The sequence below is a fragment of the Flavobacterium pectinovorum genome, assembly GCF_022802975.1.
GTDB classification, from domain to species: Bacteria; Bacteroidota; Bacteroidia; order Flavobacteriales; family Flavobacteriaceae; genus Flavobacterium; species Flavobacterium pectinovorum_B.
Genome location: NZ_JAFEVZ010000009.1, coordinates 1 through 14,594 on the forward strand (window position 1 = coordinate 1; position 14,594 = coordinate 14,594).

General features: G+C 36.1%; 9 protein-coding genes. 4 read left to right on the forward strand and 5 right to left on the reverse strand.

Features of this window, described 5'->3' with window-relative positions; all coding sequences use genetic code 11:
* Positions 1-344: 344 nt before the first annotated feature.
* Positions 345-1,553: an anhydro-N-acetylmuramic acid kinase gene (locus FLV_RS13545; protein WP_243234559.1), complete on the reverse strand. Its 1,209-nt coding sequence runs from the start codon at positions 1,551-1,553 to the stop codon at positions 345-347.
* Positions 1,554-1,768: 215 nt separating this feature from the next.
* Here FLV_RS13545 and FLV_RS13550 point away from each other — a divergent pair, with 215 nt between their 5' ends.
* Entirely contained in the window at positions 1,769-3,205 is a 1,437-nt protein-coding gene (locus tag FLV_RS13550; RefSeq protein WP_243234560.1) for an AAA family ATPase, read from the forward strand.
* Positions 3,206-3,734: 529 nt separating this feature from the next.
* Here the strand turns inward: FLV_RS13550 and FLV_RS13555 are convergent.
* Together FLV_RS13555 and FLV_RS13560 are read right to left on the reverse strand one after the other, a co-directional pair.
* Complete coding sequence (locus tag FLV_RS13555) at positions 3,735-4,151, reverse strand: DUF1634 domain-containing protein (RefSeq protein WP_243234561.1); 417 nt, start codon at positions 4,149-4,151, stop codon at positions 3,735-3,737.
* The gene (locus FLV_RS13560; protein WP_243234562.1) at positions 4,129-4,965 is read right to left on the reverse strand and encodes a sulfite exporter TauE/SafE family protein; all 837 of its coding nucleotides are present in this window, start codon (positions 4,963-4,965) and stop codon (positions 4,129-4,131) included. Before FLV_RS13560 ends, FLV_RS13555 begins: the two co-directional genes overlap by 23 nt.
* Positions 4,966-5,060: 95 nt before the next feature.
* Between FLV_RS13560 and FLV_RS19955 the strand changes: the two genes are divergently transcribed.
* The gene (locus tag FLV_RS19955) at positions 5,061-5,195 is read left to right on the forward strand and encodes a hypothetical protein (protein WP_262916450.1); all 135 of its coding nucleotides are present in this window, start codon (positions 5,061-5,063) and stop codon (positions 5,193-5,195) included.
* A gap of 58 nt (positions 5,196-5,253) precedes the next feature.
* On the opposite strand, the gene FLV_RS13565 is transcribed toward FLV_RS19955, so the two are convergent.
* The gene (locus FLV_RS13565) at positions 5,254-7,692 is read right to left on the reverse strand and encodes a TonB-dependent receptor (protein ID WP_243234563.1); all 2,439 of its coding nucleotides are present in this window, start codon (positions 7,690-7,692) and stop codon (positions 5,254-5,256) included.
* A 321-nt stretch (positions 7,693-8,013) separates the two neighbouring features.
* Between FLV_RS13565 and FLV_RS13570 the strand changes: the two genes are divergently transcribed.
* Positions 8,014-10,920 (forward strand): FAD-binding and (Fe-S)-binding domain-containing protein, encoded by a 2,907-nt coding sequence (locus FLV_RS13570; protein ID WP_243234564.1) that lies wholly within the window; start codon positions 8,014-8,016, stop codon positions 10,918-10,920.
* Positions 10,921-11,119: 199 nt separating this feature from the next.
* On the opposite strand, the gene FLV_RS13575 is transcribed toward FLV_RS13570, so the two are convergent.
* Positions 11,120-12,277, reverse strand: coding sequence for a Gfo/Idh/MocA family protein (locus FLV_RS13575; RefSeq protein ID WP_243234565.1), 1,158 nt, complete (start codon positions 12,275-12,277; stop codon positions 11,120-11,122).
* Positions 12,278-12,657: 380 nt separating this feature from the next.
* On the opposite strand from FLV_RS13575, the gene FLV_RS13580 reads away from it, so the two are divergent.
* The gene (locus FLV_RS13580) at positions 12,658-14,592 is read left to right on the forward strand and encodes an amino acid permease (RefSeq protein WP_243234566.1); all 1,935 of its coding nucleotides are present in this window, start codon (positions 12,658-12,660) and stop codon (positions 14,590-14,592) included.
* The last annotated feature ends 2 nt before the right edge of the window (positions 14,593-14,594 follow it).

The window sequence follows — 14,594 nt, forward strand, 5'->3', positions numbered from 1 at the left end:
ACTGTATCTATGTATTTGAAATTTTAAGTTCTGCCTTTATTTTTTAAACACATAGCAACATAGTTTTTCTTTGTCTGTAAAGGCGTTTCACTTGTTTAAAAAACACAGAGCTATGTGTGAAAATCCAAATTTTTTAAGAACATCTTTTTGAAATTCTAAAACTGTATCTATGTATTTGAAATTTTAAGTTCTGCCTTTATTTTTTAAACACATAGCAACATAGTTTTTCTTTGTCTGTAAAGGCGTTTCACTTGTTTAAAAACGCAGAGCTATGTGTGAAAATCCAGATTTTTTAATATATCTTTTTTGAAATTTAAATCTATGTAATCTATGTGTTTAAATTTTTAATCCGGAAACGAAATTTTACCCATTGTTACAGATGGAATTCCTTTGTTTGCTCCAAAATTATAATCTCCGCCGGCAACCGTTTCATTGGCTAAAACAGCAAATAAAACCGCTTCTTTGGCATCGCTTAAAATGCCTAAATCATCGCTTTTTTGAAATTCGCATCGCAATAACTCTTTTAACCACTTGACCAATAAAGGATTGTTAGTTCCGCCTCCTGACATATATACTTTAAAATCTGTAATTGGTATTCCCGTGTTTTTAACTACAAACTGAATCGCTTCGGCAATTGTTTCTGCGCTCAGACGTGTTAAAGTAGCCAGCAAATCTGGTGCCGAAATGTTTTCAAGATTGGTTTTTGAAAGTGCCGAATCAACAAAACCTTTATTGAATAATTCCTGACCAATGGTTTTTGGGAAACTTTTTGTAAAAAAAGCATCGTTTTTTAGTTCCGCCAAAAGGATTTGATTTACGGTTCCGCTTTGGGCAATTTCGGCGTCTTTATCGTAGCTTTTTTCAGGGAAAAACTGTTTGGTGAAAATGTCGATTAGGGTATTGGCCGTTCCGGTGTCGGTTACAAAAACTTCCTCGGCGTTTAGGGAAGCGGGCAGATAGGTAAAATTTGCGATTCCGCCCATGTTGAGCATGATTCGGTTTTCGCCTTTTTTGCTGAATAATAAATAATCGCCATAAACTGCCAAAGGCGCGCCTTCGCCACCCGCTGCAACATGTTTTTGCCTGAAATCGGATAAAGTTATAATTCCGGTTTTTACGGCAATATGATCGCCATCGCCAATTTGTAAAGTCGCATTTGGGAATTTTTCCTGCTGATGCAAAAACTTCGGAGCATGCAAAACCGTTTGTCCGTGTGAAGCAATCAAATCGACTTCGTCAGCTGGAATATTCCATTTTTGAAGACAATCATTGACCATTCCGGCATGCAAAAGACCGATCCATTCGTTGAGCAAAGCCAAATGCTGAAAATCGATAGTTTTTTTAGCAAAAACTTTCTTGATTTCAGTTTTAATATCTTCTGAGTAATTGATGGTTTCAAATTCGAGAATGGTAACCTTTGTATTTTCGCCCGCTCCCGAAATTTCACACAACGCAATATCAAGCCCATCAAGCGAAGTTCCGGACATTAAACCGAGTATTTTTCGGGTTTGTTTTTGGGCGATGTTGTGGAGAGCGGTTATGTTTTTGTTCATTTTGATGAAGGCTTTTTTGATAATGCTAAAATCGGAATGTTTTGGGGATAAATTTAGGGAAAGTTGGGGATTTTTTGGTTTTAGAAAACGGGTATATATACGTGTTGTTCAATTTTCATTTATCTCTATCCTTGTTTTAAAATAAGCTTATGGTTTTCCATAATAGTTATAATGATTAAAAATTTAAATTTGTTTTTTTTAATAATATATTAAATATGGTTATAGATTTTTTAAAAGGAAGTGCGTTAGTAGCATTCGTTGTAGGATTTTGGGATAAGATAAAGACCGTAATATGGATAATTATATCGACATTTATTCAAAAAATTGAGATTAAAAGTGAAGATACGCATGATGCTATAGTTGCATATTTGATAACAAATTATAAAAAAATATCAAGTTATGATAGGGTTTATGGCTCACAATATGAGTCATATAGAAATGGAAAATATGGACTTGTTCCATATGAAAAATACGGAGTAAAATCTATAATATTTTTAACTGAGAAAAAGTTTTTGAAGCTTTTTAGGCTTCCTTTTTATTTTACCCACACAAACCCTCATACAGAAATAGGAAATGACAACAATCCTCATTCGATAAGTGAAACTGACAAGACTTATTCTTATATTTTTTGTTTACGATTTACTGTTAACTTCGATGAAATTGTAACTAAATCAATAATTGGGAGAAATAACGTAAGTTGGAATATTGATGAAAAGGAAGAGAATTCAAATAGATTCAATATCTATTATTTTCCTGAGAGAGAATATGGTGGAAGTGAGCGTCATGGACATAATTCTGGTTATGCATGGTATAAACAGAATCAATATCGGATCTTGGGTGTAACACAAGATGAATTAGGTAGAGAAAGGAAAAGTAATGGAAAAGCACTAGAGAATCTTTTTTTTCCTAAAAAAATTAAGAATTTAATTGACATTATTGGACTCTGGGTAAAAAGCCAAAATTGGTACAAGGAAAAAGGAATCCCATGGAAAAGAGGTTGGCTTTTGTATGGTCCTCCAGGTACAGGAAAAACTGCATTGGCACGTGCTTTTGCAGAAGATTTGGATATGCCAATTTATTTTTTTTCGATAGGTCAATTATCAAATAATGAATTTGTAAAATCTTGGCAAAGTATGCAACTTAATGTTCCTTGTATTGCACTCATTGAAGATATTGACAATGTTTTTGATAAAAGGAAAAATATAGCCCAAAATTCAATGGTTTTGTCAGGTTTATTACAAAACAGTGATGATGGAGCTAACACGGAAAATCAGTCTATGAAGATGCCTTTGACATTTGATACATTACTAAATTGTATTGATGGGGTTGATAAATCAGAAGGTGTTTTTACTATAATAACTACTAATGATATTACAAAAATTGATTCAGCGATTGGGGTTCCTCAGACTCTTGATGATGGAACGCTAAATTTTGTTTCCACAAGACCAGGAAGAATTGATAAAGCAATTGAGCTTACATATATGGAAAGAGAAAATAAAATTGAGATGGCTAATAAGATACTTGGAGATTTTAATGATGAATTAGAAAAGGTATTAGAGTATATTAGGACAGAAACTCAGGAAACTCCGGCTCAATTTCAAGAATATTGTTCACAAATAGCTTTACAAGAATATTGGAAAATTAATCAATAGGTTTCTAGAGATGTTTAAAATAGAATATACTATTCAATTAACATCAATATTATGTTAGATTAATATAAACCTAACTAGCGCTCGTTTACCAACAAATCTGGTGCTTGATTGCATCGAGTACCTACTTATATTATGTAACCGAATCGTAGCGTTTGCAACGCGAATAATTAAAATAAAGCTTTCATAAAATTGAAATCATACAGTCTCAATTTCAGTAGATTTATATTAAGTACTAAAAATATCCGCGTTGCAAACGCTACGTTTTAGTATCCAAAAGAAATTAGGTACTCGATGCAATCGAGCACCAGAATTAGTGAGGAACTATCTCTTAATTTGATGATTTTATTTTGAACGTTTCATGTTTTATCACATCAACTAATTCAAATATAAATTTCCACCAAAACCTCTCATGAAACCCAACCGCCCTAACCCAGATGGAAGCGGCATCCTTTTGTGGCGGGGTTCGCCACAAAAGATATAGTGGACAGCTGGATTAGCTTCTGAAAATCCTTAAACTAAAATGGCTTTATTAATGCGAAAACCCAAACGAAATACTGAGGATAATGATTCCGATTACGATGGAGGTGATGGCAACATAGAGGTAGTCTTTTTCGAGGAGAAAAGAAAATAACGACAGCAACACCCGAAACACTGGCGTGAGAAACAAAAGTATGATTCCGGAGAAGATGATCGAGTCACCTTTGCCCTGAATCAGTCCCTGGTAAATGGAGGCGATTACTTCGAAAATGTTTTTGTCTTTTTCTATAAATACCGAGTAGTTTTCGATTTCCTGCCCGTGGTGCAACAGATAAACAATGCCTCCAATGGCGGCTACAGACAAGGCCGTCCAAACGCCGTAGCGTAGTAAATTACCTATAATGTTCTGAAAATCTTTTTCCTGAGATATATTGGGTGTCATGTTTTTAGATTTTTCCGTTAATGCCATTGTAAATCATGTTTATCGCCAGTACAAAAATGAGGCAGGCAAAGAAAATGCGTAATTTTTTCGGGTTGGTTCTAACCAGAATTTTGGCTCCCGCCATGGCTCCGAACAACACCCCAATTACGACCGGCATACAAATTCCGGGTTCGATATAGCCTTTCTGAATGTAAATTACCGAACTGGCCATTGCCGTAACGCCCATCATAAAATTACTTGTGGTGGTAGAAACCTTAAACGGAATGCGCATGATATTGTCCATTGCAATTACTTTGAAAGCTCCTGAACCGATTCCTAACAATCCCGACATCATTCCGGCGATGCCCATCATGCTGAATCCGCCAATGACATTTTTTGTTCCGTATGCAATTACTTCTCCGTCATGAGTAGGGTAGGTGCCGTTTAGATGTAGTTTATTGGCCAGCGGACTGGATTCTAAAACAATGTGTTCTTCTTTTTTTCGGAGTGAATTAACAGCCGAGAAAATAAGTGTGAGTCCGAATAAAACGGCTATAAACGAAGTCGGTGCGATGGTCGAAAGCAATGCTCCGCCAACTGCCCCGAGTGTGGTGGCGATTTCGAGAAATATTCCCAAACGCATATTGGTAATTCCTTCTTTGACATAAGCCGCTGCAGAACCGGATGATGTTGCGATTACCGATACCAAAGCCGCACCTATGGCATAATGAATATCGACTCCGAGCATAATTGTAAGTAGCGGTATGATGATGATTCCGCCGCCTAATCCGGATAAGGAGCCTACAAAACCGGCTAAAAAAGCTCCTAAAAGCATAATCAGGGTGAATGTTAATACTGTCATTGTGGTGTGTTTATCTTGCCGCTAATTTACGAATACATATTGGCTATTAAGACTTAAAAAGAACTTAAAAATTATCAGCCCCGCATAAGCTTCTTATGAAAAAGAACATCTTAGCCCAGATGGGAACGGTATCCTTTTGTGGCGGGGTTCGCCACAAAAGATATAGTGGACAGCTGGAAACAGCTCCTGAAAAAATCAATTGTAATTTCAATAACAAAATAGGATCATAAAACAACGTCTCAAATAACACTTTGAGACGTTTTTTTTATGATAAAACAGAATTGCTTTTTAGAATTTATAGGTTACACCTACTCTAAAGTTTCTTGGTGGTTCGGTTTGCCAGTAATAAACTCCATTACTAACCCATTGGTAGAAGGAACCGCTATACAAATATTCATCTAAAATATTAAAGACATTAGCCGTTACTTTGAATTTGTTTGTTTCATACGACAATCCGCCATCTAATTTAAAATAATCAGGTAATTTTTCTAATCCTTCACTCCAGGTATCGGTTTGACGTCCTGCAAGATATGTTCCGCCAATAGAGGCACCGAAACCTTTTAAAATTCCTGAAGGAACTACATAATTTAGCCATGCATTAGCTACGTGTTTAGAATATCCGGGAACTATATCGCCTTCTGTAAAAGTGCTGACATTTGCTTCGGTTACTTTTGATTCTGTAAAAGCATAATTAGCAATTAAGTTTAAACCATCAATAATTTTACCTCTTAAATCAACTTCAAAACCTTCAGCTGTTTTTTCTCCTAATGTTGTACTGTAAATAACTGTCGATCCAGGGGGTTGAACAGGGTCAGTAGTCAATTCATTCTGTTTAATGATACTATAAGCAGAAACGGTGGTACTCCAGGTACCGTTAAACCAATCTTTTTTAATACCTATCTCACGATTTGTGCCTGTAAGTGGTTTTATACTTTCGGTAGGTCTCACTCTTCCGGACTGTGGAGTGAATGCCTGATCGTATACACCATAAACAGCTAAAGAAGGTGTTACTGACCAGCTTAATCCTATACGAGGTGTAATGTGGTTATCTGCAGCCGGATCACTATAACTGCTGGTTTGTTTAATCCAGGTATAACGTGCTGCTAAAGTAAGTCTTAATTTATTTTCAAAGAAACCTAATTCATCCTGTATATATCCGGCTGCAAACTGCTGACCATATAATCCAGCTGCCCTCTGACTTAAAGGTGTACTTTCATCAAAATTTGGCAGCCCATTTGCAGGCGTTCCATAATCAGGATTTAAAATATTAAAAGGATCTTCTAAAGTGTCTAATGCATGATTTTGTCCCCAATCGGCCATATAATCTTTTCTTCCTAAATCAATACCTCCTAAAAGTTTATGACTTACTGGACCCGTATTGAATTTTCCATTCACGAAAATCTGACCTAAAAACATATCACTTTCTGCATCCCAAATACTAACACCTCTGATAATTTCTCCTTGAGACAAAACTTCAGTATCTAAAGAACCATTTGCATCAGTATCAATACTTACGGGACCAACTGCTCCTGGCCAGGAGCTGTAACCATCCATTAAATATTTAAAATAGGAAGTCTGTGCGGTTAATTTCCAATTACTGTCAAAATTGTGTTCAAACATTAAATAACCACTGTGGTCATTAATTTTTGTATCAGGCAAACCTGGCTGAGTCATAGTAAAATCAACAGGTGTAGTTGCATAGCCTTCATTTGCTGAACTAAAAACATAATACGAACCTACTTCGCTCATATTAGCAAACTGACCATTGTATTCTAATGTTACTTTTGTTTTATCGCTCAATTGATAAGAAAAAACCGGGGCTATTACGTAACGATCATTATGTTCAAAAGGTCTGTGAGATCCCTTTTTTTGAAAGGCACCATTAAAACGGTAAAGGAATTTTCCGTCTTTATCAAATTTTCCGTCTAAGTCAATACTGGCACGGTAAAAGTCGTAGCTTCCGGCCAAAACGCTAGCCTCCCCTTTAGTAATTCCGGTTGGTTTTTTTGTTACTACATTGTAAAGACCACTCGGATCACCACTTGAAAGCATGAATCCCGCAGGTCCTTTTACAAATTCAATGTGGTCAACAAAACTCATATCTTCGGTAAGTGGTCCCCAGAAAGAAGATACTACGTTGAAACCATTTCTAAATGCCTGAATTTGAGATCCGCGCATAGAGATATTAGTGTACATGTCTCCCCAGTGTTCTAAACGAACAGCACCACTCACATTACGAATAACTCCATCGCTCATACTTGTAATTTGTTGGTCTTTTAAAGTCTGAGCGCTTACAATCTGAATATTTTGGGGAATTTCAAGTATAGGAGTCTGAAGACGCAATGACATTGACGGCTTGTCTTGTTTATACTTGTTTTTTGTAATGATTACTTCATCAAGATCTTCCTGACTTTCAGAAAGAGAGAAGTTTTTTGTTGTAGTCTGATTTGCTGCTACTACAATTTTTTCTTCTACCGATTTAATTCCGACAGAATTAATACTAATGATATAGCTTCCCGGTTTAACAGACTTAATTTCATATTGTCCGTTTTCATTCGTAACAGCTGTGTACTTTGTTCCTTTTAGTTTTATAGAAATATTCTCAGCAGGAAAATTTCCACTTAGCGATACTTTACCGCTTACTTTTCCAAGTTCCTGACCTATTGCAGTTAACGAGCTAAAAAACAGTAAGCTAAAGAACAGTTTTTTAATGGTATTTATTTTCATCTTTGGTAAGAGTTAAAATTTTTATGAAGCAAAAGTAATGGCTAATGTTCTTTTATCCAAATTATTTTTAATTATTCTAAATAAACTTAATAATACCGAAAAGTAATTAAACATTTTTGTGTTAGCAATTTAAAATAAATGCAAAAAACACATTTCTAAAAAGGATTTAAAGTCAAAACACAGTACAAGTTCGCAGTAATATGGCATAAACATTGATAACTCAGTGCCTAATTTTCTTAATTTAGAATAAAAACAAAGGAAATAAGAGTATTTTTGTAGCCGAAAAAACACATCCGTTTTAGGTTATAAATTCAAATCAGAATGTCAATAATTAAGGAGTTAGAACAACTGTCTGCATCATTAGAAGGAACACTTTTATACGATGATCTTCATAAAACGCTTTATTCAACCGATGCTTCGGTGTACCGAATTAAACCGAATGCCGTAGCTATACCCAAAACAACTGCGGATATTGCCAAATTAATCAAGTTTGCAGGGGATCATAACATTTCGGTTACGCCAAGAACTGCGGGGACTTCGCTGGCAGGACAGGCGGTAGGAGACGGATTGGTCATTGATGTTTCGAAGCATTTTACCAAAATTATTTCGTTTGATGCCGCAAAGAAAACCGTTACGGTTCAGCCCGGTGTTATCCGCGACGAACTGAATTTATTCTTAAAACCACACGGGGTATTTTTTGCCCCAATTACATCAACCTCAAACCGTGCGATGATTGGCGGAATGGTGGGAAATAATTCTTCGGGAACAACTTCGATTCGATACGGTGTTACCCGCGATAAAATTGCAGAGGTAAAAGCAATTTTGAGCGACGGTTCTGAAGTAGTTTTTAAAGACCTGACTTCGGATGAATTTATAGAAAAAACTAAAGGGGATACTTTAGAAAATAAAATATACAAAACGATTTCCGATGAGCTTTCGATTAAGGAAGCACAGGAAGAAATTGTAAAAGAGTTTCCGAAGCCTGAAATTCATCGAAGAAATACCGGTTATGCCGTTGATATTTTGCTGAAATCGGAATTATTTGGCGGCACAGAACCAACAATCAACCTTGGGAAACTGCTTTGCGGAAGCGAAGGAACTTTAGCTTTTACAACTGAAGTGACACTGAAAGTAGATGATCTTCCGCCAGCACACAGTATTATGGTTGTGGGGCATTATCATACAATTCAGGAATCTTTAGAATCGGTTGTCGTAGCAATGAAACATCATTTGTACACCTGTGAAATGATTGACGATACGATTTTGGATTGTACCAAAACGAATCGGGAACACGTAAAAAACAGGTTCTTTTTGCAGGGTGAACCTAAAGCGATTATGCTGTTTGAAGTGGCTGCCCATACTTTGGAAGATGCCGAAAAACAAGCAGATGCTTTAATTGCTGATTTAGAAAAAAATAATTTTGGTTATGCAAGTGTAAAGATTTACGGAGCTGATATTGACAAAGCCAACGAACTGAGAAAAGCCGGTCTGGGACTTTTAGGAAGTATTGTAGGCGACAATAAAGCGGCGGATTCAATTGAGGATACTGCGGTTGAACTAAGCGATTTACCTGCCTACATTGCAGAGTTTTCGGCGATGATGTTAAGCCACGGACAGGAAGCGATTTATTATGCACATGCGGGAGCGGGAGAATTGCACCTTCGTCCGGTTTTGAATTTAAAGAAAACCGAGGATTTAAAATTATTCAGAACCATTGCGACCGAAGTGGCACATCTGGTTAAAAAATACAGAGGTTCATTAAGCGGTGAACATGGCGACGGAATTGTTCGAGGTGAATTTATTCCGTTTATGATTGGCGATAAAAACTACGAATTGCTGAAAAGAATCAAACTGGCATTCGATCCGAATTCGGTTTTGAATATTGGGAAGATTGTCAACGCTGGGAAAATGGACGAAAACCATCGTGTAATTTCCGGAAGGGTTGAACCGGATATTAAAACGTTCCAGGATTTCTCAGACAGTTTGGGGATTTTGCGTGCAGCTGAAAAATGCAACGGTTCCGGTGATTGCAGAAAATTACCATCAGCAGGAGGAGCGATGTGCCCGAGCTATCGTGCGACCAAAAATGAAAAAGAAACCACTCGTGCCAGAGCAAATGCGTTGCGAGAATATCTGACGTATTCTGAAAAAGAAAATAAATTTGACCAGAAAGAATTATACGAAGTTTTTGAATTGTGCGTAAGCTGTAAAGCCTGTGCCAGCGAATGTCCTAGTAATGTGGATGTAGCAACTTTAAAGGCCGAATTTTTATACCAATATCAAAAAGCAAACGGATTCTCGACCCGAAATAAGATATTTGCCAACAATGCGAAACTGAATAAAATGGGGAGTAAATTCCCAGCAATTACCAATTTTATTTCGAATCAGTCCTTCGTAAAAAAAACAATGGGAATTGCGCCGGAAAGGCAAGTTCCTCTATTGGCGAAAAAGACTTTTAGAAAATGGTTTGCAAACCATAAACCTTCAGGAACAGATTTTCCGAACGGAAGATTATACTTATTTGTAGACGAATTTACGAATTATTACGACGTAAATATCGGAATCGATGCTTTCGAATTATTGACTAAATTAGGTTATCAGGTTTTAGTCGTGGATCACGAGGAAAGCGGAAGAACCTATCTTTCGAAAGGATTTTTGGAAGAAGCGAAGAAAATTGCCAATCATAATGTGAACGTTTTTAAAGATCTGGTTTTAGGAAATGCGCCTTTGGTTGGAATAGAACCTTCGGCGATTTTGACTTTCAGGGATGAATATCTTCGTTTAGCGGATGATAAAGAAGCTGCAGAAAAATTAGCCAGAAATGCTTTTACGATTGAAGAATTCTTCAAAAAAGAAATCATCGATGGAAAAATAACGCCGGATTCTTTTTCGGAAGAAACAAAAGAAATTAAAATCCATGGACATTGCCACCAGAAATCATTGAGTTCTGTTGAAGCAACTTTTGCGATGCTGAATCTGCCTAAAAATAACACGGTCACCATTTACAATTCGGGCTGCTGTGGCATGGCGGGTTCTTTTGGTTATGAAAAAGAGCATTATAAGGTAAGCATGCAAATGGGAGAAGATACTTTATTTCCGAAAGTACGTAATACAGCTGAAAATGTAAAAATCGCTGCAGCAGGAACGAGCTGTCGTCACCAGATTTATGATGGAACGAGTCGTGAAGCTCAGCATCCGGTAAGTATTCTAAGGAATTGTCTTAAATGAAATGTAAATTGTGAAATGTGAAAAGTTTTGCCACAGATTATAAGGATTTCTTTCACGCAGATTCTGCAGATTTTGGCAGATTTAATTTAAATTTTAGAAATAAATAAAATCTGCAGATATCTGCTTAAATCTTTTTTAATCTGCGTGAAATAAATATTTTAAAAAATCTGTACTAATCTGTGTAATCAGTGGCAAAAAACTATCTCAAACTAACTTTCTTTCCTATTTCAGCAGCTTTATAAATGGCGTTGATGATTTTTATGTCTTTAAGTCCTTCTTCACCTGTGATATGATTTGGAAGTTTTTTGTTTTCTAAAATGACTTTACAAATTTCATCCATTTGAGTCTGCTGTTGGTTCATTACAGGGAATTTTAATTCTTTTTCGGATGCTTTACCTTTAAAAGGACCGTAACTCAAAGCGGGGCTCAACTCAAACGAACCTTCATCCGCAGAAGCGTAAAATCTGTCAATATTGTAACTCACCGTAGTGTTGCAATTTGCAGTAGCTCCGCTCGGAAATTCCATTTGCCAGGAAATACTTTCTTCGGTTTCAGTAAAAATCTGTTTGTTGTGCACGGTACCAAATTGTGCCGTAACTGCAATTGGTTCTTCACCTAAGACGTAACGGCTTACCTGAATACAATACACTCCTAAATCCATTAACGGACCACCACCGGATAATTTTTTGTTAAGCCTCCATTCGTAGCGGTCATTGAAATTGACAGTACTTTTGGTGTCAGCTGGATCATGTATTTTATAGCCTAGAGAAGCTTCAATATAACGTACCTGCCCAAAAACTTTTTCCTGACCCAGACGTTTTATTTCCAAATGTGTTGGTTCATAATGCAAACGATAACCAATTGCCAATTGCACATTATTTTCGTTGCAGGTTTTTATCATTTCTTCACAATCTTTGACCGAAATTGCCATTGGTTTTTCAGTAATAACGTGTTTTCCTGCTTTTGCGGCACGGATAGTGAATTCTTTATGCAATCCGTTTGGTGTAACGACATATACTAAATCAATGTCTTTATTTTTTATGATTTTATCGAAGTTTTCGTAGTTATAAATATTCTTTTCTGGAATATTATATTTCTTTTTCCATTGTTCAGCTTTCGCCGGTGTTCCGGTAACGATTCCGGCAAGATGACAGTATTCAGAAACCTGAATTCCTTCTGCAAGCATAGAAGCGTAGTTTCCTAAACCGCAAAGCGCAGTATTTAATTTTTTTCCGGTATAAGAGAATCGTTTACTTTGAGCTTCAGTCAAAAAAGAAGGAAGCGTAGTCATTACAACCGAAGCCCCCATACCTATCCCTAATTTATTTACAAAAGAACGTCTTGTGATTTTTTCCATAAAATGATTATTTAAAGTTAAAAGGCTTCTTGATTAGTAAGCTGATTTTAAGAAATGTTACATTTATATTTAAATCGTAATGAAAATTTAACCACAGAATTAGAAGGATTTTTTTTCGCAGATTCTGCAGATTTTGGCAGATTGCTTTTTTGTGATAAATAAAATCTGTGAATATCTGCTTAAATCTTTTTAAATCTGCGTGCACTGAATATTAAAGAAATCTGTGCAATCTGTGGCAAAAAAATAATTCGTTACAGAAAAAAAAATCACAAAAAAAACAAAAACGTTTTATAAATTTGAAATCAGGATAATTTTTGCATTATTTGCAAAATAAAACGATAAACATCTAAAAAATTTAATTTTTAATAGCTAAACCACGTATGGCATTTTCAAGTTTATTTCGAAAAAAGACAGTACAGGATATCCTGAAACAAGTTGCACAAAATGAAACTGATGGGCACAATGCATTAGGGAAACATTTAACTACAAGGGATTTGACTGCTTTTGGAATAGCTGCTATTGTGGGGGCTGGTATTTTCAGTACAATCGGAAAAGCCAGTGCCGATGGTGGGCCAGCCGTTATTTTTCTGTTTTTATTTACTGCATTAGCCTGTAGTTTTGCAGCTTTTGCTTACGCCGAATTTGCTTCAATGGTTCCGGTTTCAGGAAGTGCTTATACGTATTCTTATGTTGCTTTTGGAGAATTAATTGCCTGGATAATAGGCTGGGCGTTGATTATGGAATATGCCGTAGGAAATATAACGGTTGCCATATCGTGGAGTGATTATTTTACGGGATTGCTCCAAAGTGGTGGTATTCGTTTGCCACAATGGATTCAGATGGATTATTTAACCGCTTCCAATGGTTTTAAAGATGCGATGGCTTTAATGCAGGGAGGAAAAACTTTTGAAAATTTAGATTCTGGATTGCAGGCGGCTTATATGGCCTGGACTACAGCACCAACAATTGGTTCCTTTCATTTTGTTGCCGATCTGCCTGCTTTGTTTATTATCGTTTTAATTACGGCCTTAGTTTATCGTGGAATGAAAGAATCTCGTAACGCCAGCAATTTAATGGTAGTGGTGAAACTTTGTATTGTACTTTTAGTTATTGCAGTTGGCGCTTTTTATGTTGATACAGCCAATTGGGATCCGTTTGCACCAAATGGAGTTGGTGGAGTTTTAAAAGGTGTTTCAGCAGTTTTCTTTGCTTACATAGGTTTTGATGCAATTTCAACAACGGCAGAAGAATGTAAAAATCCACAGCGTGATTTACCACGCGGAATGATGTGGGCTATTATTATTTGTACGATTTTATACATTGCGATTGCCTTGGTTTTAACCGGAATGGTGCGTTATAATGAATTAAATGTTGGAGATCCTTTGGCATTTGTTTTTGAAAAGTTAGATTTAAAATGGATGTCGGGTATTATTGCCGTAAGTGCTGTTGTGGCAATGGCAAGTGTTTTATTGGTTTTCCAGATGGGACAGCCACGTATCTGGATGAGTATGAGTCGTGACGGTTTATTGCCAAAGAAGTTTTCTACAGTGCATCCAAAATTTAAAACGCCTTCATTCGCAACTATTGTTACCGGTTTTGTGGTTGCTGTTCCTGCCTTATTTTTGAATCTGACTATGGTAACTGATTTATGCAGTATCGGAACCTTATTTGCCTTTGTACTGGTTTGTGCAGGAGTTTTGGTCTTGCAGAATAAACCTGAAATCCCGAGAGGAAAATTCAAAACACCTTATGTCAATTCAAAATATATTCTACCTGTTTTAATCTTAGCCGGATTGTATTATGCTTTTGCTTTTAATAATAAAGCGACTATGGCTTTTGTTAATAATGAAGCGCAGACTTTTGACGCAACAACAATTATAACTTCGTTAAATAAAGAAGAGTCAGTCAAAGTTCTCAATTATTTAGAAACTATTGATGTTAAAAATAAAACTTCCGAAACATCAGATTTGGAATATTTATTAAGTCAATATCAAGATGACGATGTAAAATACGCTCAAATAGTAAAAGGATTACCAATTAACGATTCACTAAAATATGAATCAGGGTTCAGTTTATTCAAACACAAAATTCCTATGTGGATTTTCCTTTTTGTTTTGGTAGGATTAGTCGTTTGGGCTTTTAGAAAAAACTTGTCTTTAATTCCGCTTTTAGGATTAATATGTTGCTTATATATGATGGCTGAATTAAGTGTCTGGAATTGGATTTATTTTACAATTTGGCTATTAATAGGACTTGTGATTTATTTTACTTATAGTCGAAAAAACAGTAAATTAAATTTTAAACAGGTTTCTTAGTT

What these genes read in the sequence shown, in the direction of transcription:
- FLV_RS13545 (WP_243234559.1), bottom strand. Translation starts at nt 1,553, where the DNA reads ATGAACAAAAACATAACCGCTCTCCACAACATCGCCCAAAAACAAACC.
- FLV_RS13550 (WP_243234560.1), top strand. Translation starts at nt 1,769, where the DNA reads ATGGTTATAGATTTTTTAAAAGGAAGTGCGTTAGTAGCATTCGTTGTA.
- FLV_RS13555 (WP_243234561.1), bottom strand. Translation starts at nt 4,151, where the DNA reads ATGGCATTAACGGAAAAATCTAAAAACATGACACCCAATATATCTCAG.
- FLV_RS13560 (WP_243234562.1), bottom strand. Translation starts at nt 4,965, where the DNA reads ATGACAGTATTAACATTCACCCTGATTATGCTTTTAGGAGCTTTTTTA.
- FLV_RS19955 (WP_262916450.1), top strand. Translation starts at nt 5,061, where the DNA reads ATGAAAAAGAACATCTTAGCCCAGATGGGAACGGTATCCTTTTGTGGC.
- FLV_RS13565 (WP_243234563.1), bottom strand. Translation starts at nt 7,692, where the DNA reads ATGAAAATAAATACCATTAAAAAACTGTTCTTTAGCTTACTGTTTTTT.
- FLV_RS13570 (WP_243234564.1), top strand. Translation starts at nt 8,014, where the DNA reads ATGTCAATAATTAAGGAGTTAGAACAACTGTCTGCATCATTAGAAGGA.
- FLV_RS13575 (WP_243234565.1), bottom strand. Translation starts at nt 12,277, where the DNA reads ATGGAAAAAATCACAAGACGTTCTTTTGTAAATAAATTAGGGATAGGT.
- FLV_RS13580 (WP_243234566.1), top strand. Translation starts at nt 12,658, where the DNA reads ATGGCATTTTCAAGTTTATTTCGAAAAAAGACAGTACAGGATATCCTG.